Genomic DNA, 23,767 nt, shown 5'->3' on the forward strand with positions numbered 1-23,767 from the left:
GCCATCGGTGACGGGAACAGTCTGCGACGACCGAGTTTCGGCGGCTACAGCGTGTAGTCGTGTTCGCCGGTCTCGCTGTCGAGGAAGGCGGTCAGGAGGTCGACGACAGCGGCGACGTCGTCGCGATGGACGCTCTCGGTGGGCGTGTGGAGATAGCGCGTCGGCACCGAGATGGCACCGACGGGTTTCGCGCCGTGGGACCGCTGGAGGCCGCCCGTGTCCGTCCCGCCGGCGGGCAGGATCTCGAGTTGGTAGTCGATCTCCTCAGCCTCGGCGACGTCGCGTAGTCGGCGGTGGACCTTCCGGTTCGTGATGACGCTGGAGTCTTTGAGCTTGATCGCCGCACCGTCGCCGAGTTCCGTCACGTACTCCGCCGCGTCGAACGAGGGGACGTCGTTGGCGACGGTCGTGTCCAGCGCGAGAGCGAGAGCCGGGTCGAGGTCGACGCCGATCGCCTCCGCCCCGCGGAGTCCGACCTCTTCTTGGACGGTCGCGACGAAGTGGACCGTCACGTCGGGGTCGTCGAGCCGCCGGGCGGCCTCGAGCATCGCGAACACCGACACGCGGTTGTCCAGCGCCTTCCCGGTGAGGTGGTCGCCCATCTCGACGGTCGTCTGGGCCGTCGTCACGAGGTCGCCGACGTCGACGCGCTCCTCGACGGCGTCGCTCGGCAGACCGACGTCCACGTAGACGTCCTCGACTTTCGGTTCCTTCTCCTTCTGCTCCTCGGTGAGCGTGTGCGGCGGTACCGACCCGATGACGCCCGGGAGGTCGCCCGCCTCGGTGAGTACGGTCACGCGTTGGGCCTTCAGAATGCGCGGGTCCCACCCGCCGAGCGCGTCCAGTTGCAGGAACCCCTCGTCGGTGACGTGTTTGACCATGAACCCGATCTCGTCCATGTGGGCAGCGACGACGACCGCGTAGTCGCTCGCCCCCTCGACGGTGCCGACGAGGTTCCCCATCGCGTCCGAGCGCACCTCGTCGACGACCCCGTCGAACTCGCGGCGGACGACGTCGCGGAGGCGGTCCTCGTAGCCCGGGACACCGCTCGTCTCGGTCAACTCCTTCAGCAGGTCGAAGTCGAGAGCCATGTCCACGCTTGGCGGAGTCGCCGCAAAAGTCCTCCCAGTCGCCGTCTACAAAACTTCCAATGAGTTTAGTGTGGTTCCGGAACGCTTTTGCGCCCGTTGTGTGCATGAACGGGTATGTCGAACGACGAGACCGCAGCCGAGATCCGCTCACAGCTCCTGGAGGCGTTCAACGGTGCCGAATACCCCGTCAGCAATCAGATGGACCTCGTCCCCGCGCTCCCGAACGGTCCGGGGACGCGCTTCGAGGCCGGCGACACCAGTTTCACCGCGATGGAGATGGCCGCGAAGCTCGGCAGTCACCAGGAGTTCCCGTACAACTCCGCGGAGGAGCTCGTCGACGACGTGATGGACGGGCTCCGCGCGGAAGGGATGCTGTAGACAGTCGACACGTTCGCACGCAGTTTTCGTCTCGTCGCCGGCGACTGATCGACGGTCGGTCGTCGATGACCGACCGCCGGCGGCGAGAGGTTCTTTAGCTCCCGTGCCCAAGCAGTCTGTAGTGCTGCCCGAGTGGCTCTCGATCTTCCCGCCGTGGCTCCTTACGGGACTCGGCGTCGGCGTCGCCGCCTCGATCGTCGTCGCGGGTATCTTCGTCGCCGCCGACCGGCTCTACCCGACGGCACCCATCGACCCCTCCCAGCGGTTCGACGGGACGACGCGACGGCGCGCCGAGATCCGCGACTACCTCTCGCAGATCGGCGAACCGTTCGCCGAAGACCACCCGGTTCACGGCCATACGGTCGCGTTCTACCTCCCCAGTCGCGGCGTCGCCATCACCTTCGACGCACAGGCGTACTTCCACATCGAGCGTGCGGGTACGTACGCCGTCCTCTGCGAACACGAGATGCCGGGGTCGCAGCTCGGCCGACGGCTCCCCTTCGAGGTACCCGAGTTCGAGACTCCAGAGGAGGACCTCGACGATCCCGTGGTGGCCGCGTTCGACCGCCTCGGATTGCCGGCGACAGCGACTCGCGACGAGATCAAGACGGCCTACCGCTCGCAGGTGAAGGAGACGCATCCGGATCACGGCGGCGACCAGACGGAGTTCAAGCGACTGCGCGAGGCGTACACGACGGCGAAGGGACACGCCGAGGAGAGTTAGGTTAGGCGTCGGCGACCTCGTAGGAGACGTCGCCGTCGCGGAGTTCGTCGGTGACGCGTCCGACGGCGTCGGTGGTCGCGACGACGACGACGTCCTCGCCGCGAGCGGCAGCCTCGGCGGCGACGGCTCCGGCGGCGACGGCGACGGCGGGGTCGCTGCCCAGCGACCGGAGCGCGACGACCGCTTCGACGCCCGCCGCGACGACCAGTTCGGCGTCCTCGACGGCGGCGGCGAGCGCCTCCCGGTCGACGCTTCGACTCCCGCCGTCGCGGACCGGCGGCACCTGGTAGACGGTGACGCTGCCGGGCGTGAAGTCGATGACGCCCTCGAACCCGGTGACGCTGACGTCCGTCCCCGCCTCTGCGTCCGTCGTCGCGACGCCGATCGCCGGACCCTCGTCGCCCGGCGTGGCGTGGAGCAGCCCTTCTCGGAGCGTCAGCGTCACCGTCTCGCCGGTCTCGATGTCGGCGGTGGCGACGGCGGCGTCCTCCTGGACGCTCTCGAGGACGTCCTCGGTGACGTGGTCGGCGAACCGCCGGATGGCGGCGGCCTCCTTGAACAACCAGTCTACCCCCTCCTTCGTGACGCGGTAGCGGGAGCGACCCTCCTTCTCGACGAGACCGTCGTCGACGAGATCGCGGATGTACTCGCTGACGGCCTGACTCGTGACGCCGACGGCGTCGGCGATCTCGCCCTGACTCACCGCTGGCTGTCGGTCGGCGATCTCGACGAGGATGCGAAAGCGCGTCGCGGTGCGTTTGTCCTCCAGGGCTCCGCTCATAGAACGGAGTTGGACGGCCAGCGTATAAACCCACGTGGGACGGTAGCGATTTATCGCTCCGCACACACTGCTCTACCGTGCACGACCTGTCGTTTCGCGACCGCGCCGTGTTTCTCGCGGGACCGGAAGTGCTCGTCGTCGCCGACCTCCACGTCGGCCGCGACGAGGCCTCCGGCGTGGAGTTCCCGCTCGGCGAGCGGTCGGACCTCCACGAGCGACTCGACAGGTTACTCGCTCACTACGACCCTGCGGAGGTCGTCGTCGCCGGCGACGTGCTCCACAGTTTCTCTCACGTCGCTCCGTCGATCGAGGCGAGTCTGTACGAACTGGCAGGCTGCTGTCACGACGTGGGCGCACGACTGGTGCTCGTCGCCGGCAACCACGACACCGTCCTCTCGGAGGTGTGGGACGGCCCCGTCCACGACAGCTACCGACTCGACGACGGGACGGTGATCTGTCACGGTCACGAACTGGTCGACGACCCGGCGACGCGCTACGTCGTCGGCCACGACCATCCTGCGATCGAGATCGAAGGACGGCGCCGCCCCTGCTATCTGTTCGGTGAGGGCGTCTACCGCGGGACGGACGTGTTGATGCTCCCGGCGTTCAACCGCCTCGCGGCGGGCGTCCCGGTCAACGAGATGCAGACGAGCGACTTCCAGTCGCCGTTCGTCACCGACGCCGACGTCTTTCGACCCATCGTCTACGACGCGGACAGCCACGAGACGCTTCGGTTCCCGCCGCTCGGGGAGTTCCGGCGGATGTTGTAGGTCACGTCCGAAGCATCCGAGATTAACACCCGTGCGAACTTACAATTAACTCGACGCCGATGCTACTGATGGATGGTCACGTGAACCATGGGTCTCGTGAACACGATACTGGACGACGCGAGTGGAACCGCTCGACTGGAATCCGTAGCCGCCCGTCTGAAGGACGGAACGGAATCCGTCACCGCGGCCTCGACGCAGGTCCGTCGGGTCGCCGGCGAGCAGGTCGCCGCTGCCGTCGACCGGGGTGTGGACGAACTCCACGACCGGTCGGACTCCGGTGAAGAGCTTCGTGACCGAATCCTCGATCGTGTGGCCGACGAAGCGTGCAGACGCGTCGTCGGTCGTTCCACCGAAGACCACGGCACACGACTCGAGGCGGATCGCGACGCGACCCCCGATCGGGCGCTCGAAACGTTCCTGCGCCGGTACCGACTCGATGCGACGCGGCTGGACGACGAGACGCTGACAGCAGTCCGTGATCGGGTCGCCCCCGAGGCCGACCTCACGGCCGAAGCGTTGCTCGAGCGCGTCGCCGGCGATGCGGACCCGTCCGCGTCGAAACCGGGGTCGCAGGCGCGTCCAGCCGACGCGGCGACTGCCGTCGCCGACGCGTCTGAGGGCGCGTACGCGCAGTTCTGTACGGCGTTGGATCTCGAAACGGATCGGCCACCAGCCCGAGTCTTCGAGGACGTGCTGAGTCGAGACGCTGTCGTCGTCGCCCGGGCGCTCGAGCGGGCAGTCGACAAGTTCTCGACAGGACTCGAGGAGCCACAGGCCGGATCGGGGCCGACGACTGGACGTACCCGGGGCGCGAGCGCCGACCCGACGGTCCTGCCGGAACCGAGCCTCGCGGTGGGTTCCAGCGGTGCCGACCCGGACGCGACTGCGGGACCCGCCTCGGTAGCGACTGTCGCAGCACTGGCAGCGAGGACGCTCGTCTCGGACGACGTCGGAGACGGGCAAGCGCTTGCCCGGTTGCTCCCACTACTGGTCTCGGGGTTGGGAGGGGGCGACGACAGTCTCGGTGACGGTGTCCTCGGGTGGCGCCTCCTCGAACTACTTTCGGATTCACTGACAGCCGCCGACGCGGGCGGGATCGATCTCGCGTCGCTTCGGTCGAAGTCGACGGGAGCTAAGGCGCTCGTCGCGCTGTTCGTCGCTAACCTCGTCGCGATGAGCGTCGGAGCGTGGTTCTCCCGGGAGAAGGCGCCGCCCATCCCCGAGGAAATCCGCGATCCCGACGGGGAGACAGTCGTCACGGCCGACCAGATACGACTGGGGAAGAAAGCGTTCCAGGCCAACGGCCTGATGAACCACGGCTCGATTCTGGGCAACGGTTCGTACTTCGGAGTCGATCTGACTGCGGACGCGCTGGAGCTGAAAGCCGAGTACATCCGCGAGTACTACGCTCACGAGCGGGGTGCCGACTCCGTCGAAGATCTCGAGGCGGACGAGCGGGCGGCCGTCGCGGAACGGGTCGAGCAGGAGTTCGACACCGACGCCCCAGAGGGACCGTTCGCCCGCTACTCGGCCGCCGAGGCGTACGCACATAGGCGGATCCGCGAGGAGTACGTCGACCGCTACCACGGCGGAGACCCCGACCGCGGCGTTCCAGAGGGGTTCGTCGACTCGGCCGAGCAAGCCGAGCGAATCGCCGACTTCGCGTGCTGGACGGCGTGGATGGCTCACACCGACCGTCCCGACTCGGATCACTCTTACACGAACGACTGGCCCTACGTCCCGGGTACCGGGAACCGACCGACCGGGCAGGTGCTCGTCTGGAGCACGATCAGCATGGTCCTGCTCATCGCCGGCGGCGGCGCGGGCGCGTGGGCCTACCACGCGTTCGACTTCGCCGAGCCGGCGACCGAAGTCGTCGACATCCCCTCACCGGATTCGGTGTCGGTCACGCCGACCCAGTACGCCGCGGCGTGGTACGTGCCCGTCGCCGGTGCGCTGTTCGTCGCCCAGACTCTCGTCGGCGCGTTGCTGGCTCACTACTACGTCGAGCGCACCGGGTTCTACGGCATCGGCGACGTGTTGGGCGTCGACGTCGTCTCGCTGCTGCCGTTCTCGGTGGGTCGCGCCTGGCACATCAACCTCGCCATCCTCTGGATTACGGCGCTGTGGCTCGCCGGGGGACTCTTCCTCCCCGGGTTGTTCACCGACCGCGATCCGCCCCTCCAGGCCGCGGCCGCGACTGGACTGCTCGCCGTCCTCGTCGCGACGACCGTCGGTGCGTTCGCGGGCGTCTGGCTCAGTTCGCAGGGGGCGTTCGACTCGCCCGACGAGAGCGAACTCTGGTGGCTGCTCGGCTCCGAGGGACTGGAGTATCTCGAGGTCGGGCGACTGTGGAAAGTGCTGTTGCTCGTCGGCTTCGTCGGCTGGACGGGACTCGTGTTACGAAGTGTTCGCCTGATGGACGAACCGCCAACCGGACTCGGCCACTTCATGACCTACGCGGGTGGGTCGATCGCGCTGATGTTCGCCGCGAGCATGCTCTACACCCCCGACACCAACATCGCCGTCACGGAGTTCTGGCGGTGGTGGGTCGTCCATATGTGGGTCGAAGGAGTGTTCGAGTTCTTCGTCACCGCCGTCGTCTCGGTCGCACTGGTCTCGATGGAGCTTCTCGAGCAGGGGGACGCCGAGAAGGCGATTCTCTTCGAAGTGTTCGCCATCATGGGCGCCGGGATCGTCGGCGTCTCCCACCACTACTGGTGGGTCGGCCTCCCCGACATCTGGGTGCCGATCGGAACGACGTTCTCGACGCTCGAGTTCGTCCCACTGCTGTTCATCCTCTATCAGAGCTTCGGCGAGTACCGCACGTTGAAAGCGCAAGGCGAGTCGTTCCCTTACGCCCTCCCGCTGTTGTTCATCGTTGGGTCGAGTGTGTGGAACTTCGTCGGCGGCGGAGTGCTCGGCTTCTTCGTCAACTTGCCCGTGATCAACTACTACGAGCACGGTACCTACCTGACCGTCGCCCACGCCCACGCGGCCACCTTCGGCGCGTTCGGCCTGCTCGCGCTCGGACTCGGTACGTACGTTCTCCGGGTCGTCACCCCCGAGGCGGCGTGGGAGCCCGGCTGGTTCCGCGGCGCGTTCTGGCTGACGAACGTCGGGCTGGCAGTGATGACCTTCGTGTCGCTGTTACCGCTCGGCTTCCTCCAGCTACAGACTGCCTTCCAGGACGGCTACGCTGCGGCGCGGAGTCTCGAGTTCTACGAACAGGACCACGTCCAGACGCTGTTGTGGGCTCGGACACTGGGTGACACCCCGATGATCCTCGGTGCCCTCGCCTTTACCGTCGGAGCGGTTCGCCACCTCCTCGCAGCGCGGCGAGAGCAGCGAGTGACCGGCTAATTCTCTCGACTCCGTTTTTGGACGTGATCGGGTCGCACGTCCGTGGTTCAGGCGGAGGAAGCCGTTACGAGGGGGACTCCGCCTCGACCGGTTCGGCGTCGCCGTCCCGTCCGTGCCGCGCCTCGTGGAGGTACGCACAGATACCGCCCTGTCCGTCCATGTTCGTCGCCGTCAGTCGCGTCCGGTGGTGGACGCGCTCGAAGTTCTCCGTCGTGAGCGGGTCGCCGTCGGGCGTCCGGAACAGCGGGTCCTCGGGGTCGGTGACGACGCCGAGCGGCCGGGCCTTCGCGAGATACGAACGGACCGGGTCCAGCGGGACGGTGACGCCGACGGTTCCCTCGCGGACGAACACGGTCGCCGTGTCGGGGACGTCGTCTGCGTCGTCTGCGGCCGTTCTCGGATCGTCCGCCGCCGGGTCGACTCCCAGGCGGGCGGGCGTCAGCCGGGTGACCTGTTCGGGGGACAGTCCGGCGTCGAGCAGCGTCGAGACGGCGTCGTACTGTCGCGACAGCAGCGCCTTCTCGTCGAGTTCCCGCCGGACGTCGTCGACCTCGCCGTCTGCGTCGGGGAAGCTCGCCTCGAACGACAGTCCCTCGTTGACGCCGCGGTTGATCTCCGCGTCGTGCATGTGGTCGCGGAGTTCGACGACAGCGCGGTCGACGCCCGCGAGCGTCTCGACCTCGCGGCGGGCGTCGGTCGCCATCATCCACGCGAAGGCTGGCGAACACCAGGCGGTCGGCAGGCTGAACGTCACGTGGACCGCCGGAAGGTCGATAGCGATCGACTCGACGTAGTCGAGTGCGACGATAGACCGGTCGAGTTCGGGGTCGGTGACGCGGTCGAGACGGGACTGGACGGCCTCTTGTGTGACGGACGTGACGGGTCCGTCCATCAGTCTGCGGTACCCTCCTCGGGGCCGATGTCGCCGCCAGTGAGGCCGAACTGCTGGCTGATGGCGTCGTCCTGCAGCGTGTCGGCGCGCTCCGGGATGTCGATGTCGTACAGCTCGGCGGCGTTCTCGCCCATCACCTTCTTCTTCGTCTCGAGGTCGAACTCGACGCCGTACTCCTGCCGTTGTTCGGGTGTGAGTTCGGCGTTCATCACCGCCTCGACGAGCCACTCCGGTTCCCAGATGGCGTAGTCGCTGCCGAAGAGGATGCGATCCTCACCCAGCCAGAACAGCAGTTCGCACATGATCTCGCCGAACTTCTTCGGGCGCACCTCCGCGAACGGGGCCGCGACGGCGAGACCCCCGTAGACGTTCGGCTCCTGGGCGGCGATCCAGCAGAAGTCGTCCAGTCGGGGGAGTCCGATGTGTTCGACGACGAAGTTCAGTTCGGGGAACGACGTGGCCGCGTCGTCGACGTCGGCGACGTCGAAGGCGTCTTTGTTCAGCGGCCGAATCGTCGGCCCCTTGTGTGGGTGGATGTTCTCGATACCGAGGTCGACACACTTCTGGAGGAACTCGAAGGACTCCTCGGAGTCCAATCGCCACCCCTTCGAGTCGCCGCGCCACTCGGCGGTGTAGAGTTTCACTCCCGTGACGTCGTACTCCTCTTTCTGCCGTTCGAGCTCCTTCAGTCCGGCCTCCCCCTCACGGGGGTCGAACCGGCCGTTGGCGATGAACCGGTCGGGATACTGCTCGGCGAGGTCGGCGTTGGTGTCGACAGTGTTGAACCCCTCGTGGTAGAACTCGTGGAGGTGTGTCGGCTGCGTGATCGCGACGTCGACGTAGCCGCTCCCGAACAGGTCCTCCACCATCCGGTCGGTGTCGTACTTCCGATACTCCTCCAGCGTCCACTGTTTCTCTTCGGGCGTGAACCCGGTGTGGTAGTCGTAGAAGCACTGGATGAACTGCTCGCCACCCTCGCTCTTGATGTTCTCTTTACTCGCGTCCCAGTGGTGGACGTGTCCGTCGACGACGAACACGTCTTCGCCCTTGTGTCGGTACATGGTAGAACTGTGGTAGGCCGTATCCTTAATGATTTTTCGTAATCCATCATCAATTTTCCTGTTTCCTAATCGTTTAGTCGTGCTTTGCTGACTAGTAACACACCATGCAAGCCGCGAGACTCCACGAGTACACCGACGACATGGCCCACGCGCTCTCGATCGACGACGTCGACCGCCCGGAGATCACACGCTCGGACGGCGTCGTCGTCGAAGTCGAGGGTGCGGGCTGGTGCCAGACGGACAACCACATCATCGAGGGGATGTGGACCGACTACGTCGAGCAGACGCTCCCGATGACGCTCGGCCACGAGAACGCCGGCACCGTCGTCGAGACGGGCGAAGAGGTGACGCTCGTCGAGGAGGGCGACAAGGTCATCTGTCACCCGGTGATGACCTGCGGGAAGTGTCGCCCGTGCCGACTCGGCGAGGACATGTACTGTGAGAACCTCCAGTTCCCGGGGCTGACGACCGACGGCGGGTTCGCAGAGGAGCTACTCACGTCCGAGCGGTCAGTCATCAAACTCCCCGACGGCGTCGACACGACCGACATCGCACCGCACGCAGACGCCGGTATCACAGCCTACCACGCGGTGAAGAAGGCGACGAGACAACTCAACCCGGGCGACCACGCGGTCGTCATCGGTATCGGAGGGCTCGGCCACATCGGACTCCAGTGTCTGAACGCGATGAGTGCGACGACTATCACCGCCGTCGACCTGAAAGAGGAGGCCAGAGACCTCGCGGAAGAACTCGGCGCACACCACACCATCGACCCCGGTTCGGAGGACGTCGCCGACGTCGTCGAGTCGCTCACCGACGGAACGGGTGCCCAACAGGTCATCGACTTCGTCGGTGCCGACCAGACGACGAAACTCGCACCGGATATCGTCGCCGCCGGTGGCGACCACCACATCGTCGGCTACGGCGGTCACGTCCACGAACCCTCTCAGTCGCTCGTCAACGGCGAGTTCGCCTACAAGGGAACGCTCGTCGGGAAGTACCCCGAACTACAGGAACTCGTCGCGCTCGTCGACCGCGGCGACGTCGAACTGCGGACGAGTCGGTACGACCTGAACGACATCAACACCGTCGCCGAACGACTCGAACACGGCGAGATAGAAGGTCGTGCGGTCATCACGCCGTAGAAGCGACACCACCACCGAATTCTTTCGAGACGCTGCCCACCCCGACAGCCGTTGCTTCGACGCGTGGAATTTTGGGGGACGGGTGAGAGTGTCGCCCATGGAGATGGACGACGACCTCGCCCGGGTGCTCGACGCCGACGGCCACCGTATCGAGGGTCGGGAGGTTCCGCCCCTGTCGGACGAGCAACTGGTCGGGATGTACCGCGACATGAAGCTCTCGCGGCACTTCGACGAACGAGCGGTCAGCCTCCAGCGACAGGGGCGTATCGGCACGTACGCCCCGCTGGCCGGACAGGAGGGCTCGCAGGTCGGATCCACCTACGCGCTCGACGACGAGGACTGGATCCTCTATCAGTACCGCGAACACGGCGCGGTCGTCGTCCGTGACGCGCTGGAAGCGTACCTGCCGTACTGGGTTGGCTACGAGGAGGGGAACGCCGCCGTCGCCGACGCTAACGTCTTCCCGCTCAACATCACCATCGCCGACCACATCCCGCACGCCGTCGGGATGGCGTGGGCCTCGAAACTGAAAGACGAGTCGAAGGCGTTCCTCTGTCACTTCGGCGACGGGGCGACGAGCGAGGGCGACTTTCACGAGGGGCTGAACTTCGCCGGCGTCTTCGACACGCCGAGCGTCTTCCTCTGTCACAACAACCAGTGGGCCATCTCCGTCCCCGCGGAGCGACAGACCGCGAGCGCGACGTTCGCCGAGAAGGCGGAGGCGTACGGCTTCGAGGGCGTCCGCGTCGACGGGATGGATCCGCTGGCGACGTATCGGGTGACGAAGGAGGCGGTCGAGCGAGCGCGAAACGACGAGGACGACGCGCCTCGACCGACACTTATCGAGGCGGTCCAGTACCGCTACGGCGCACACACGACCGCCGACGACCCGACGGCCTACCGCGACGACGCCGAGATCGACGAGTGGAAGCGGTGGGACCCGATCGAACGGTTGAGCACGTTCCTCCGTGAGACGGGTCGCCTCGACGACGAGCGCGACGACGCCATCGAGACGGAGATTCGCGACCACGTCGCCGACGTCCTCGCGACTATCGAGGAGTTGGAGCCGAACCCCGACGACATGTTCGAGTACACCTACGCCGAGCTGCCCGCACACCTCGAAACACAGCGCGACGAACTCCGTCGGTTACGCGAGAAGTACGGTGACGAGGCGTTTCTCCGAGAGTAGACGGCTAGAGATTCGCTTGCCGCTCGGCTTCGATGTGCCGTGCCCGTTCGAGGATCAGGTCGTCGTCGAGGTGGTCGAGCAGTCGCTTCTGTCCCCGCCTCTCCCGTGCGTCGACCTCCTCGTCGGTGAGTTTGGTCTCGAACGCGTGGTCGATGTACCGCTCTCGCAGTTCGGCCACTCGCTCGTCGCTGGCAGCGTACTCGTCGGGGATCCGGTCGTGGAACCACTCGCGCCACCGGTCGCGGTCGCCCCACTCGCCCGTGAACTCCGCGTCCGGCCGGATCCAGTCGTAGTAGCTGTCGACCCCGTCGGGATACCCCTGGTCGCGGCGGTGGTCTTCGAGCAGACACCGGGCGACGTACGCACCCTGGCCGGCGGCGACGATCGCCTGTGCGTTGCGCTCGCCGGCCGGGGCGACGACGTAGAGGCCGTCGATCGGCGTCCGGCCGTCGTCGTCGGCGTAGTCGGGGTCGAACTGTTCGTGCTCGTCGTCGCCGTGGTCGTGTCGGATGAACAGCTCGTCGCCGCCGAGCGGGCGGAGGTACTCGCCGTCGTACCACGACGCCGCGACCACGTACCGCGTCGTCACGGTTCTGCCCTCCTGCGTCTCGACGACGAACCCGCGGTTCTCGTCGTCGTCACCGGTTGGACGGTGTTCGACCGACTCCACGAGGTCGGCGACGTACGCACAACCCGCCTCGGTGACGTGGTCGTGCATCAGGTCGTACAGTGTGTCGGTGCCGACGCCCGCTGGGAAGCCGAGGTAGTTCTCGACGTACGCGGCACGTTCGAGGGCGGCCTTCCCGCGGTCGAAGACGACGGTGTCGAGTCCGTAGCGCCCGGTGAACACGGCCGCCGAGCAGCCCGATGGCCCGCCGCCGACGACGACCACGTCGTAGTCGCCGTCGACGTCGCGGTCGGGGTCGGTAGCCACGTCGTCGGTCGGGTCAGCCTCGTCGTTCTCGGACGTCATCTCAGAGCTCCCCGGCGACGATGTCGGCGACGCGCTGACCGTCGTAGAGCGGTTCTTCGACGTCGTAGAGCTGCTTCGCGGTGCGCTGAGTAAGCACGAGATTCGTGATCGGGCCTTGGTAGAGGCCGCCGGCGCGGTAGACGTCGCCGTTCTCGACGGCGGTGAGCGCACTCGCCGTCTCGTGGTTCTCCAGGGACGCGACGACCGTACTCCGGAACTCCTCGCGGGTCTTCGACTCGTAGCCGCGGAGCAGCAGCACTTCGGGGTCGACTTCGAGGACGGTCTCGAGGTCGACAGCCGCCCGACTGCCGTGGAAGTCCTTGACGTCGGAGTTCGCCAGCGCGTCGGTGACGCCGAGGTCGGTCAGATGTTTGAACCCGGTGCCGTCGCCGACGACGTAGGGGTAGAACTCCTCCGGCTGCTCGCCGACGCCCCAGAGGACGGCGACGGCGGGACGTTCGTCCTCGGCGGGGACGACCGACTCGACGTTCGACTGGAACTCGTCGTGAAGTGTCGAAAACGCCTCGTAGCGGTCGGTGCGCTGGAAGACCTGTGCGAGCTTCTCGAACCCCTCATAGAGACTGTAGTACCGATAGTCATCGTGCCACGGGTAGTGTCTGGCGTAGATGCAGTTACCGAACAGTGGGCCGACCTTCTCGGTGATCTCGTCGACGTCGGCCTGCTTCCACCCCTCGAACCGGTTCAAGAGGAAGTTCGGGTCCATCACGTGGACGTCGGCGTCGAGTTCGTAGAACAGTTCCTTGCTGACGCCGTCTTGATACAGCGAGACCATGTCGCTCTTGTCGACCGAGACGCCGTCGATCTCGTCGTAGTACTGGGTGTGGTATCGGGTGGTGAGCCAGACGGCCTTCGGCGGTTCGAGCCCCAGCGCGACGCCCATGTCCGCCCAACTGCCGTTGTTCGCGACCCACGTCTCCGGGACCTCCTCGAAGGTGACCTCGCCGACCGGTTCCATCGAGACGGTGTACGACCCGCCTTCGCTGTCGCCGCTTTCGGTCTGGTCCGTCGTCGACGTCGTCGAGGACGTCTCCGTCTCGGACGCCTCCGAACCGGTCGAACTGCTCCCGGTACAACCGGCGAGCAGCCCGCCGCCGACGACTGCTCCGTACTTCAGATATGCTCGTCTACTCGCCGTCGCAGTCTCCCGCTCGTCGCGTCTCATGAAATTTTGGCTCGCCTAAAACACTAAAGCAGTTTCGGTTTTTTTGGCGTGCCTAAAACGGATTGTCGCGCGGAGAGAGACTGCTCGGAGGCTACGTCGACTGGACTGTCTGGGGATATTTCAGCCACGAGGACGAAGCGCCAACATGACCAGACTCGCCGGGGGCGTCAACGTTCTCACGGCCGTCGCCCGAACCACTATCGAGAAGAAGATACGGTATCCGGCGGCCGCGCTCGCCTACTACGCGTTCGTCTCGTTTGTCCCGCTCTTGGTGCTCGTGTTCGCCGTCGTCGGCGAACGAGTCGCGGTGGAACTGTCCCAGACTGCACCACAGTTTCTGACGCCGCCGGTGCGAGAGTTGGTCTACCAGTCGATCACGACGGCGAATGGGCGGACCGGCGCGGGGCTGCTGGCTGTCCTCGTCATCGGGTGGAGCAGCACGAACTTCGTCGGCGACGTCAAGACGGTCGTCGACCGGATCGAGGGGGACGACGAGGGAAATCTGGGGGAGTGGCTCCGTGACGCTGTCGTCATCCTCGGGAGCATCGGGCTGGCGGCGGTCGCGATCGTCGCGACGAGCATCCTCTTTGCGCTGCCGCCTGCCGGCCTCGCCGTCGAGGTCGCGGCGTTCCTCGGGCTGTGGCTCACGCTCGCGGCCACGTTCGTCCCGCTGTACTACGTCCCCTCACGAGCGGTGACGTCGCCGACGGCGGCGCTCCCCGGTGCGGTCGTCACCTCGTTCGCCTGGACTACCCTCCACACCTTCCTCCACTTCTACTCCGTCAACGCCGGGCAGTACGCGATCTACGGTGTGCTCAGTGGGATCGTCATCCTGCTCACGAGCCTCTATCTGGCCGCGTCGGCCCTGCTCACCGGCATCGTCGTCAACGCCGAACTCGTCGCGTTCAGAACAGGTCGGTGACGAGCGCCTCGGCGGCGTCGCGACCGCTCCGCATCGCTCCCTGGATCGACGACCATCGGACGTAGTCGCCCGCGAGGTAGACGCGACCGCCTGCGGCGCGGGTGTCCGGCAGGTCGTCGAAGACGCCCGGCGGTTGGTCGAACTGCGCGAACGGGATACGGTGGGTCTCGACCCGCTCCAACGCGCCGAACGTCCGTTCGGGATACCACGACTCGAGTGCGTTACGAGTCCGGGCTTCGAACTCCTCGGCGGGGACGTCCTGTGGTTCCTCCCCCAGGAACGTCGCGTTCAGGAGGTCGACGTCGCCGGGCGCGTACTCGGGGGCGACCGCGGTCATGTTGGCCACGGTGTTCGGCGACTCGTCGCCGGCGTTGAGCAGGAGCCGTTTCCCCGTGTCGGGCGCTTCTCTCGCCGGGAGTCGGTAGTGCTGGGTGACGCAGCTCTGCGCCTCGGTCGGGATGGCGTCGACGCCGGTCAACTCCCGCGCTCGCTTCGGGTCGGCCGCGACGACGACGGCGTCGGCCTCGATGGCTTCCTCGCTGGTCGTCACCGTCACGCCGTCACCGCCGTCGCCGACCGCCTCGACCGGTTCGCCCAGTCGGATCTCCGCGCCCGCCTCGCGGGCGTTGTCGGCCAACTGCTCGGGGATGGCCTGCATCCCCTCGGCCGGAACCGCGATCTCCCCCTCCGAGAGCGCACGGAACGTGTACTCGAAGACGTGCTTCGACGTCGACAGCGACCGGTCGAGCGTGATCCCGCCGTAGAAGGGGGCGACGAAGTGCTCGACGTAGTCGCGGGAGAACCCCCACTCCTTGAGGTACTCGCGGATGGTCGCGTCGCGTCCCGTGAAGAACTCGTCTTCGCGCTTCGCGGTGACGTGCTGCCGAAGCGCGAGCGTTCGGAGTTTGTCGCTCGTCGTCACCTCGTCGGTCCGGAGCGACGAGAGGAGGGCCCCGGGGTCCCGAAGCGGGTCGGAGAGGACGGATCGTTCGCCCGGCCGAGCGATGGTCGCGCCGGGTTTGAACCGCCGGAGGTCGAGCGCCTCGAGATCCAACTCGGCTCGTACCATCGGGTACGCGGTGAACAGCACCTGGAACCCGCGGTCGAGACGGTAGCCGTCGCGACGCTCCGTCCGCACCCGACCGCCGACCTCGTCGCGGCGTTCACACACCGTCACGTCGACGTCGGCGGCCGCGAGTCGTCGAGCGGCGACGAGCCCTGCGAGTCCGGCACCGACCACGACGACGGATTCGTCCTGCATGGCCCCTCCTTCGGACGCGGCCTACTAAACTCGGCGGGAAACGGCAGACGCGCGCGCCACGCCCGGCCGCGACCGAGGGTCGGACGCACAGAAAGACTACAACAGGACGGTCGGTATCCACCGGACGATGCTCCTCGCCGCAGTCGAGACGTTCCTCCGAGACTGGCCGTATCTCACGGCGCTCATCGTCCTCGGCGTGGTCGGCGTCGTCGCCGGCCCGTCGCTTCTCACGGCATCGGTCGGCGTCCGCCGACTCTCGCCGTCCGAACGGCGAGCGCTCGCCTCCTGCGGCGTCCCCGTCGACTGCGTCCGCGTCGTCGCCCGCCCCAAGGGAGTGCCGACCGCCTTCGCCGTCGGCGTCGTCCCCGGCCACCGCTACGTCTGCGTGACCGAGCGACTCCTCGATCTGCTCACCCCGGTCGAACTCGCGGGCGTCGTCGCGCACGAAGTCGGCCACCTCCGTCGCTACCACGCCCTCCCACGCCTCGGGCTACCGACCGCGTTCGTCGTCGCCTGGGCCGCGGCGGTCAGCGCCGACGTCGCCGGCGCGTTCCTCGGCGGACTCCTCCTCGTCGTCCCGCTCACACTCGCCTCCTTCGCCACCTCGCGCTGGACCGAGTTCGACGCCGACGACTACGTCGCCCGCCACGCCGACGGCGCGGCGCTCGCGGACGCGCTCGACCGACTGGATGGTGCGGGCTACCTCCGACGGGAGGAGTCGAGAGTGCGACGACTGGTCGCCCGCCATCCGACGCTCCGTGCGCGTGTCGACCGACTGCGCTCCGCGACGCAGACGCGACGAGGCAGTTCGGAACCTCCCCGCACCCGGAGCCCTAAGTAGCCGACGCGCGAGAGACGGGTGTGACACTCACCCGGCGCACTCGCCGTGCCGTCGACGGCGAACTCGCTCGACTCCGCGAGGAGCACGGCGAGTTCGAACTCGTCGAGAAGACGTGGAGCGTCGACGTCGACGCCTCCGAGACCACTCGTGAGCGGTTCGAGGCCGGCACCGTCGGCGGCGCGGGCGCGTGGGTCCGAGACGACGAGAGCCGGGCGGTGGTGGTTCGCCATGAGGGCGAGCGGTCGTGGTCCGACCCCGGCGGGAAGGGCGAACCGGGCGAGAGCCTGGAGGAGACGGCACGGCGAGAGACTCGCGAGGAGGCGGGCGTCGACTGTACTATCGACGGCGTCGTGCAGGCGCACGTCGTCGAGACCGTCTGCGAAACAAACAGCGACGAGTGTGAGGTCGGCGACCACGAGTACGATCCGCTCTACCGCCTCATCGTCGTCTTCGAAGCGACGTACGAGGGTGGTGAGCTCCGTCCGCGCGAGGGGGAGATCGCGGCGGCGAAGTGGGTGACCGAACTGCCCGAGGAGCTCCTGTATCCGGAGCTCGCTGCGTTCCCGCTCTGAGCGGCCGCCTCAGATGACGCCCGTCCGCGTCGCTACCTCGACGGCGGCCTCCTCGGTGATGCCGTCACCGAGGATGGTGTAGCGGTCGCGGATCGTGTGTGCCGTCGTCAGCGCCTCGACGACCACCTCGTCCGCGATCCCCAACTCCGCGGCCGTCGTCGGCGCGTCGATGCGCGCCAGCGCGTCGCGGATGTCCGCCCACTGTCCCTTCGCGCCGGTGTGGAGGTACTCCGTCATGATAGAGCCGACGCCGACCTGGTGGCCGTGGATGGCTTCACCGGGCGCGATGCGGTCGAGTTGGTGCGAGAAGAGATGTTCGGCGCCGCTGGCCGGCCGCGAGGACCCCGCGATGGACATCGCGACGCCCGAGGAGACGAGCGCCTTGACGACGATCCACGCCGACTCCTCGTGGCCCTTCTTGATGGAGTCGGCGCTGTCGACGAGCATCTCCGCCGTGAGTTCCGACAGCGCCCCGGCGTACTCGGAGTACTCGACGTTCTTCAGGCGGTTTGCGAGTCGCCAGTCTTTGACCGCGGTGTAGTTCGAGATGATGTCCGCACAGCCGGCGGTCGTGAGCTCCCACGGGGCCTTCGCGAGAATCTCTGTGTCGGCGACGACGGCCAGTGGCGGGTCGGCAGCGACGCTGTGGCGGCTGTCACCCTCCGGAATCGACGACCGCCCGGAGACGATGCCGTCGTGGCTCGCGGCCGTCGGCACCGCGACGAACCCGAGGTTCAGATGGTCGGAAGCCATCTTCGCGATGTCGATCGGTTTGCCGCCGCCGAGCGCGACGAGGAAGCCGGCGTCCTCGCGTTCGGCGGTGTCGATGACGCGCTCGATGGACTCGAAACTCGCCGTCTCGACGACGACGGTCGCGGGGTCGGCGTCCGCGAACTGCTCTCTCACGTGGTCGCCCGCCAGATCGTTCGGCGTCGGACTGGTGACGACCAGCGGCCGCCCGGTGAGATACAACTCGTCGACCGCCTCACCTAACTGGTCGAGGACGCCGTGGCCCACGAGAACGTTCCGCGGGAGTTTGATCCACGTCGTTTTGTCGAACATAGTCGGAACTCTCGTGCGGGCGTTGAAACCCTTTCCCGTCGTCGCCGTCGACTCGTCGGTCCCGCGTAGGGACGGGCCGGAGACGGTCACTCGGCCGACCCGATCCAGCTACAGCGTCGGCCGACCGAGCTTCCGGATCGCCTTCCGCAGCAGTTTGAACGCACGCAGGATGCTCCTGATGTCGTCGGCGATGCGGATGACTCTGAACAGTCGTCGGAACAGCGAGCTCATGGATGATACTCGGTACCACACCACAAGAGCGTGTCGGCCGGTCAGACGAACGTCGTCACCGCGTCCCAGAGGAACAGCACGCCGAACCCGCCGAGCACCAGCGCGCTCAGGGCAGCGACGGCGGGAGCGAACGACTCGACGCGCCGTTCGGCGGTGACGAGCGCTGCCGGGAAGCCGCTCGCCCAGAGCAGGATGCCGGCGAAGAAGCCGGCGATGAGCGCCGGACTCCCCGTCTGGACGACGAGCAGTCCCGCGAGTTCCGAGCCGACGTACGGGGTCTCGGCGAGCACGTCGACGCGGCCGGGTTCGAGTAGGCCGACGCCGATGGTGAGCCAGAACAGGATCTGGTAGGGGTTCGTCAGCGCGAGGACGAACGCCTTCCGGAACCCGGTGTTGTCGTCGACGCCGCCGTCGCTCCGTCCGTCGGGTCGTCCCCCGACGCCGTCGGGGCGGAACGACCCTTCGACTTCCTGTGCGGCCCCGTAGGCGAAGTAGAGCATGAGCAGGCCGCCGACGCCCACCATGACCGCCTGCAACGTCGGGAACTGTTCGACGAAGGCGACGACGCCGAGGAAGGCGAGGACGAAGAACGTCGCGTCGGCGGTGAACGCGCCGAGTCCAGCGCGGAACCCGGCGTTCCAGCCGCGGACGACGCTCTCCTCGGCGATGACGGCGTTCATCGGTCCGGGCGGAGCCGCCAGCGCGAGTCCGAAGACGACGCCGGCCAGCGCCGACCCGAGTAGTCCGACCATATACGTGTTCAGGACGGCAGGAGCCGTGAAAAACGACTCGGTACTGTGTCTCGCGGCCTCACATCACCGCGAGCACCGCATCGGAGACGGTACCCACGGCCGTCTCCCACACGGAGAACCCGGTGAGGATGGCGAGCAGCGTGTCGAGCGCGAAGAAGGCGAACAGCCCCGCCGCGAACTGGTGGGCCCGGCGGACGTCGAACCGGTGGGAGAACCGGTGGAAGAGGTACGCGTTCGCGAGGCTCACTGGGATGATGGCGAGCATCTCGCCGACCCAGATGGCCGGGGTCGCACCGTACTGGACGGCGAGACCGATGGTGACGAGTTGGGTCTTGTCGCCGAACTCGCCGACCGCCATCATGACGAAGATGGGGAGGAAGCCGCCGAACGCCGACGACAGGTCGTACCCCGCCACCGTCGGCAGGTCGACGTCGGGCGACGCCGCTAACCCGCCGTCGGTCTTCGTAGCGACGTCCTCGGGCGTGGCGTGCTGGTCGGGGGCGGAACGCCAGAGCAGGACGGCGAACAGCCCGAACAGGACGACGGAGATGCCGTCGAGAACGACGGGCGGGAGCGCGGACTTCAGCGCCTGTCCGAACCAGATCTCGAGGGCGGTCCACCCGGCGAAGGCGGCACCGGCGGCGCTCACGACGACGAGCGGGTTGTACCGCGTCGACAGGCCGGCGATGATGAACTGGACTTTCTCGCCGGGGAGGACGGCGAGCTGCGCGACGAAGGCGACGACGACGATCTCGGCGAAACCGGTCACGCGCCGTTAGCACCCGTCTGTGCCGTCTCGTCGGCCCGTGGCGATCTGACACGGATCGACTGGGCGACCGCCTCGGGGAGACTCTGTTCGCGCGTCGTCTCGCCGACGTGGACGGTCACCATCCCGAACGGCGCGACGTCGACGACTTCGAGCGTCGTCCCCGGGGTGACACCGGCGGCTTCGAGATACTCCAACTCCTCCTCGTCGCGGTCGCTGACGCGGGCGACGACGACCCGCTCGCCGACGCCGTGGTCGCTGAGGCGGCTCGTCTCCTCCTGCTCCAGCGGTTCGAGGTCGGCACCCGGAATCGGGTCGCCGTGGGGGTCGACCGTCGGGTTACCGAGCAGGTCGGCGACGCGGCGCTCGAACTCCTCGCTGATGTGGTGTTCGAGCGTGTCCGCCTCGTCGTGGACCTCGCTCCACGAGTAGTCGAGATGTTCCGTGAGGTACGCCTCCAGCAGGCGGTGGTGACGGAGCACTTCGAGTGCGACCGTCTCTCCTTCGTGAGTCAGTTCGACGCCCTTGTACTTCTCGCGGTCGACCAGCCCTCGCTCCTCGAGCTTTCCGAGCATGCTGGTCACGGTCGGCGGCGTCTTGTCGAGATAGTCGGCGATGTCCGACGTCGAGACGGGCGGCCCGTGTTCGCCCTGTAAAGTGTAGATCGCCTTCAAGTAGTCCTCCATCACGTCGCTCAGCATACCGCGGATTAGACGCGTCGAACGCAAATAGTTGGTGGGTCGAAGTGCCGTGCGGTGGTCGTCTCTCTCGTCACCGTGTCTCCGCGCGACCGCCGCTCAGATGCCTTTCCCCATCAGATGGCTCCGCAGTAGATCCGAACTCTTGCCGCCCGCCTCGGTGTTGAGGAGCACGACCGTCGCGTCCGGGGCGAACTCGCCCTCGTCGGCGAGTTTCCACGCACCCGCCGCGGCGACGCCGGCGTTGGCACCCATCTCGATGCCCTCGTAACGCGCGGCCGAGTACGCGCTCTCCAGCGCGTCGTCGTCGGCGACGGCGACGGCGGCTCCGTCGGTCTCCGCGAGCGCCTGGAGCGCGAGTTCGCCGCCGGCGGGGTCGGTGATCTCCAGTTCGCCGCAGATGGTGTCCGGGCCGGACCACGGTTCGGGCGCGTCGAGACCGCGCTCCCACGCCGTTGCGATCGGGGCACAGCCCTCGGGTTGGGCGGCGACGAGTCGCGGCACCTCGTCGACGAGTTCCAACGACCGCAGTTCGCGGAACCCCTTCTCGACGCCGACGAGGAACTCGCCGGTTCCCGTCGGGACGACCACTGCATCGGGAACCTCCCAGTCGAGCCCCGCCGCGATCTCGTAGGCGAGCGTCTTTACGCCCTCGTGGCGGTACGGCGTCGTGAACTCCTGGAGGTCGAGCCACCCGTCGAGCACGTCCTCGGCCTTCTCCTCGACGGCGTCGGGGTACCGGCCGCCGACGACCCGCATGTCGCCGCCGTGGACGTTCGTCATCGCCTTGTTGTGGAACGTCGACCGCGACGGGACAAAGGAGTGGTGGCGCACGTTTGCCCGCCCGGCGTACGCCGCCAGCGACTGTGCCCCGTTGCCCGGCGAGGCGACGGTGACGTCTTCGGCGTTCGACTGTGCGGCTGCGGTCATCGCAACCGAGAACCCGCGGTCGAGCGTCGTCCCGGTCGGGTTCCGACCATCGTCCTTGACGACGACGCGCCCGACGTCGAGTTCGTCGGTGAACCGCGGGGCCTCGACGAGCGGCGTCGCCCCCTCGGCGGTCGAGACGGCTTCCGAGGCAGGGAACGGCAAGAGCGCGTCGAACCGCCACAACCCTTCGTGTGGGCGCGCCGAGAGGGCCTCTCGGTCGACGTCGACGGCGTCGTAGTCGTAGGTCGCATCGAGCGGCCCACCGCAGTCGGGACAGCGCCCGGGTTCGGTCGCGTCGAACGTCGCCCCGCAGTCCGTACAGTCGAGTCCGGCGAACGCCTCCGTCGTGTTCATAATCGAGTCTTCGGCGCGAACGACTAATCGCTTCCCGTCTCCGTTCCGAGTTCACGAGCGAGACTCGAAACCCGGCCCGGAATCCGAAACGACATATCGGGTCGTTCCCAACTTCGAGCTATGGCTACAGCCAGCGTCAGCGGTCCGATGAGGGAGCATCCGGCAGCCGCGACGGCGGTGCTCTCGGTCGTCGGCTACGGGCTCGTGATCGGAACGTTCGCCGGTCTCGTCCCCCAGTCGGTGTTCCCGGACCTCTCGCTCCAGCAGGTGAACCTCCTCTCGCACGCCATCGCCGGCGTCAACACCGTCGCGACGGTCGTGCTGGTGCTCGGGTGGCGGTGGATCCGGAACGACGAGGTGGAGAAACACGCCGCCGCGATGGCGTCGGCGTTCGGCCTCATCCTCGTGTTTCTCGTGCTCTACCTCACGAAGATCGGCGGCGGCGGGACGAAGGAGATGGTCGGCGCACCACAGCTGGTGTACTACGCCTATCTGGCGATGCTCGCGATCCACATCATCCTCTCCATCGTCGCCGTCCCGGTGGTGCTCTACGCGCTCATCCTCGGCATCACCCACACGCCGGCGGAACTCCGGACGGAGACGCCACACAAAAGAGTCGGCCGTATCGCGGCGGGGTCGTGGATCCTGTCGCTCTCGCTCGGCGTCGTCACCTACGTCATGCTGAACTGGGTATACAGCTACGAGTTCGTCGCCTGAGACGGACGGGGACGCCGGAGACTCCGTCGCGCTCGAGTGACTCCCGTCTCCCGACAGCGGTTTTCAAGTGTTCTCGCGAGCACAGAACCATCCTTCGGCGGGCTGTCGTGCGACCAGCACCGCCGCCAGCGTCACTCCCCCCGCACGTCGACGTTCGCGTCGGTAGTCTCGACGTCGATACGACCCTCCAGGTCACGCTTCGAGGCGGGGCTGATGGTGAGCCCGGCCGCCTCGAAGCGGGCCTTCGCCGACTGTATGTAGGCCGACCGAACCCCGAGCAGGTCGCGCCGGATCGGGTTGTCGATCCAGTAGTGGACGCGGGCGACGACGGCGTCGCTCCCCAACTCCTCGACGTAGGCGTTCGGGTCCGGGGCGTCGAGGACGTGTTCCGTCTCGGCGGCGGCCTGCGTGAGATGAGACAACGCCTCGTCGACGTCGTCCTCGTAGGCGAACTGCACCCGTTCGACGACCTGGTAGCGACCGTGTCGGTAGGGGCGAGTGATGCTCTGTCCCGTCAACACCGTGTTCGGCACCGTCACCAGCGCGCCGCTCGGCGTCTGGACGCGCGTGACACGGAGCGTGATGGACCGAACCGTTCCCTCGCCGTCGGCCCACTGGACGTAGTCGCCGACGTTGAACTCCGGGTCGGCGACGAGCACCAACCCGCTGATGAGCGACCCGATGACCGTCTGGGCCGCGACGCCGACCGCGAGGGTGGCGGCGGCGACGACGAGCGCGGAGTTCGTCAGAAAACTGCTGTAGCCGGCGACGCCGGCACCGACGTAGACGGCCACGACGAGGACGACCAGTTGAAAGTATCGCGAGACGGCCTCCTGGAGCGTGGGGTTGTTTCGGTTCCGGTTGCGGACGGCTCGAGCGAGTATCGGCTCGAGGACGTACAACCCGAGCAGCAGCACGACGAGGAGGCCCGCGGCGAACCACGCCGCGCGGACGACGTCCGGCCAGTAGTCTGCGAGGGCTTCCGGACCGGGAGTGACGACGGCAGCCCCCGCTCGAGAGAGGCTCCCGAGGTGGTGACGCATGTACCCTACGCACGTCCAGCAGTCACAAAAGTTCGGTTGCCGAGATCGAGACGGCGGGCGACACCGCC

At 67.2% G+C, this 23,767-nt stretch carries 24 protein-coding genes; 10 read left to right on the plus strand and 14 right to left on the minus strand.

What is annotated here, in order from left to right; translation table 11 throughout:
• Positions 1–44: 44 nt before the first annotated feature.
• Positions 45–1,091 carry a M42 family metallopeptidase gene (locus BSG17_RS04445; RefSeq protein WP_089821442.1) on the minus strand — a complete coding sequence of 349 codons (1,047 nt, stop codon included), beginning with the start codon at positions 1,089–1,091 and terminating at the stop codon, positions 45–47.
• Between the two features lie 114 nt (positions 1,092–1,205).
• On the opposite strand from BSG17_RS04445, the gene BSG17_RS04450 reads away from it, so the two are divergent.
• Together BSG17_RS04450 and BSG17_RS04455 are read left to right on the plus strand one after the other, a co-directional pair.
• The gene (locus BSG17_RS04450) at positions 1,206–1,469 is read left to right on the plus strand and encodes an MTH865 family protein (RefSeq protein WP_089821443.1); all 264 of its coding nucleotides are present in this window, start codon (positions 1,206–1,208) and stop codon (positions 1,467–1,469) included.
• Positions 1,470–1,590: 121 nt separating this feature from the next.
• Complete coding sequence (locus BSG17_RS04455; RefSeq protein WP_089821444.1) at positions 1,591–2,193, plus strand: J domain-containing protein; 603 nt, start codon at positions 1,591–1,593, stop codon at positions 2,191–2,193.
• Position 2,194: 1 nt separating this feature from the next.
• Here the strand turns inward: BSG17_RS04455 and BSG17_RS04460 are convergent, their stop codons facing one another.
• A complete protein-coding gene (locus tag BSG17_RS04460) occupies positions 2,195–2,974 on the minus strand; it encodes a DUF7839 domain-containing protein (RefSeq protein ID WP_089821446.1) in 780 nt (259 codons plus the stop codon).
• Positions 2,975–3,051: 77 nt separating this feature from the next.
• Between BSG17_RS04460 and BSG17_RS04465 the strand changes: the two genes are divergently transcribed.
• Together BSG17_RS04465 and BSG17_RS04470 are read left to right on the plus strand one after the other, a co-directional pair.
• Positions 3,052–3,744, plus strand: a complete 693-nt coding sequence (locus BSG17_RS04465) for a metallophosphoesterase (RefSeq protein WP_089821448.1) — start codon at positions 3,052–3,054, stop codon at positions 3,742–3,744.
• An 87-nt stretch (positions 3,745–3,831) separates the two neighbouring features.
• A complete protein-coding gene (locus BSG17_RS04470) occupies positions 3,832–7,107 on the plus strand; it encodes a nitric-oxide reductase large subunit (protein WP_089821450.1) in 3,276 nt (1,091 codons plus the stop codon).
• 64 nt (positions 7,108–7,171) lie between these two features.
• Here BSG17_RS04470 and BSG17_RS04475 read toward each other — a convergent pair whose 3' ends face one another.
• On the minus strand, positions 7,172–7,999 hold the full coding sequence (locus BSG17_RS04475) for an iron-sulfur cluster assembly protein (protein WP_089821452.1): 828 nt from the start codon (positions 7,997–7,999) through the stop codon (positions 7,172–7,174).
• Positions 7,999–9,060 (minus strand): amidohydrolase family protein, encoded by a 1,062-nt coding sequence (locus BSG17_RS04480; protein WP_089821454.1) that lies wholly within the window; start codon positions 9,058–9,060, stop codon positions 7,999–8,001. The genes BSG17_RS04475 and BSG17_RS04480 overlap by 1 nt, the downstream gene beginning before the upstream one ends.
• 104 nt (positions 9,061–9,164) lie before the next feature.
• Between BSG17_RS04480 and BSG17_RS04485 the strand changes: the two genes are divergently transcribed.
• Positions 9,165–10,205, plus strand: a complete 1,041-nt coding sequence (locus tag BSG17_RS04485; protein ID WP_089821456.1) for an NAD(P)-dependent alcohol dehydrogenase — start codon at positions 9,165–9,167, stop codon at positions 10,203–10,205.
• A gap of 97 nt (positions 10,206–10,302) precedes the next feature.
• A complete protein-coding gene (gene pdhA / locus BSG17_RS04490) occupies positions 10,303–11,394 on the plus strand; it encodes a pyruvate dehydrogenase (acetyl-transferring) E1 component subunit alpha (protein ID WP_089821458.1) in 1,092 nt (363 codons plus the stop codon).
• Between the two features lie 4 nt (positions 11,395–11,398).
• Here the strand turns inward: pdhA and BSG17_RS04495 are convergent, their stop codons facing one another.
• On the minus strand, positions 11,399–12,367 hold the full coding sequence (locus tag BSG17_RS04495; protein WP_170864704.1) for an FAD-dependent monooxygenase: 969 nt from the start codon (positions 12,365–12,367) through the stop codon (positions 11,399–11,401).
• Position 12,368: 1 nt separating this feature from the next.
• On the minus strand, positions 12,369–13,550 hold the full coding sequence (locus tag BSG17_RS04500) for an ABC transporter substrate-binding protein (protein WP_089821460.1): 1,182 nt from the start codon (positions 13,548–13,550) through the stop codon (positions 12,369–12,371).
• Positions 13,551–13,695: 145 nt separating this feature from the next.
• On the opposite strand from BSG17_RS04500, the gene BSG17_RS04505 reads away from it, so the two are divergent.
• Complete coding sequence (locus BSG17_RS04505; protein WP_089821462.1) at positions 13,696–14,472, plus strand: YihY/virulence factor BrkB family protein; 777 nt, start codon at positions 13,696–13,698, stop codon at positions 14,470–14,472.
• On the opposite strand, the gene BSG17_RS04510 is transcribed toward BSG17_RS04505, so the two are convergent.
• Complete coding sequence (locus BSG17_RS04510) at positions 14,456–15,733, minus strand: NAD(P)/FAD-dependent oxidoreductase (RefSeq protein WP_089821464.1); 1,278 nt, start codon at positions 15,731–15,733, stop codon at positions 14,456–14,458. The two genes, BSG17_RS04505 and BSG17_RS04510, sit on opposite strands and share 17 nt — an antisense overlap.
• 127 nt (positions 15,734–15,860) lie before the next feature.
• Here BSG17_RS04510 and BSG17_RS04515 point away from each other — a divergent pair, with 127 nt between their 5' ends.
• Together BSG17_RS04515 and BSG17_RS04520 are read left to right on the plus strand one after the other, a co-directional pair.
• Positions 15,861–16,574 carry a M48 family metallopeptidase gene (locus tag BSG17_RS04515; protein ID WP_089821466.1) on the plus strand — a complete coding sequence of 238 codons (714 nt, stop codon included), beginning with the start codon at positions 15,861–15,863 and terminating at the stop codon, positions 16,572–16,574.
• Between the two features lie 20 nt (positions 16,575–16,594).
• The gene (locus BSG17_RS04520) at positions 16,595–17,146 is read left to right on the plus strand and encodes an NUDIX hydrolase (protein ID WP_089821468.1); all 552 of its coding nucleotides are present in this window, start codon (positions 16,595–16,597) and stop codon (positions 17,144–17,146) included.
• A gap of 9 nt (positions 17,147–17,155) precedes the next feature.
• On the opposite strand, the gene BSG17_RS04525 is transcribed toward BSG17_RS04520, so the two are convergent.
• The 6 genes from BSG17_RS04525 to BSG17_RS04545 form a co-directional block, all read right to left on the minus strand.
• Positions 17,156–18,208, minus strand: a complete 1,053-nt coding sequence (locus BSG17_RS04525; RefSeq protein WP_089821991.1) for an NAD(P)-dependent glycerol-1-phosphate dehydrogenase — start codon at positions 18,206–18,208, stop codon at positions 17,156–17,158.
• Between the two features lie 108 nt (positions 18,209–18,316).
• A complete protein-coding gene (locus BSG17_RS28210; RefSeq protein ID WP_280141155.1) occupies positions 18,317–18,439 on the minus strand; it encodes a hypothetical protein in 123 nt (40 codons plus the stop codon).
• A gap of 41 nt (positions 18,440–18,480) precedes the next feature.
• On the minus strand, positions 18,481–19,191 hold the full coding sequence (locus tag BSG17_RS04530) for a LysE family translocator (RefSeq protein ID WP_089821470.1): 711 nt from the start codon (positions 19,189–19,191) through the stop codon (positions 18,481–18,483).
• Positions 19,192–19,249: 58 nt separating this feature from the next.
• Complete coding sequence (locus tag BSG17_RS04535) at positions 19,250–19,960, minus strand: TMEM165/GDT1 family protein (RefSeq protein WP_089821472.1); 711 nt, start codon at positions 19,958–19,960, stop codon at positions 19,250–19,252.
• Positions 19,957–20,658, minus strand: coding sequence for a metal-dependent transcriptional regulator (locus tag BSG17_RS04540; protein WP_089821473.1), 702 nt, complete (start codon positions 20,656–20,658; stop codon positions 19,957–19,959). Before BSG17_RS04540 ends, BSG17_RS04535 begins: the two co-directional genes overlap by 4 nt.
• Positions 20,659–20,754: 96 nt before the next feature.
• Positions 20,755–21,939 carry a threonine synthase gene (locus BSG17_RS04545; RefSeq protein ID WP_089821477.1) on the minus strand — a complete coding sequence of 395 codons (1,185 nt, stop codon included), beginning with the start codon at positions 21,937–21,939 and terminating at the stop codon, positions 20,755–20,757.
• A gap of 120 nt (positions 21,940–22,059) precedes the next feature.
• Between BSG17_RS04545 and BSG17_RS04550 the strand changes: the two genes are divergently transcribed.
• Complete coding sequence (locus BSG17_RS04550) at positions 22,060–22,656, plus strand: DUF420 domain-containing protein (RefSeq protein ID WP_089821479.1); 597 nt, start codon at positions 22,060–22,062, stop codon at positions 22,654–22,656.
• 131 nt (positions 22,657–22,787) lie between these two features.
• Here BSG17_RS04550 and BSG17_RS04555 read toward each other — a convergent pair whose 3' ends face one another.
• Entirely contained in the window at positions 22,788–23,699 is a 912-nt protein-coding gene (locus tag BSG17_RS04555; protein WP_089821481.1) for a mechanosensitive ion channel family protein, read from the minus strand.
• Positions 23,700–23,767: the final 68 nt, after the last annotated feature.

It is taken from the genome of Halogranum amylolyticum, from assembly GCF_900110465.1.
GTDB lineage: Archaea > Halobacteriota > Halobacteria > Halobacteriales > Haloferacaceae > Halogranum > Halogranum amylolyticum.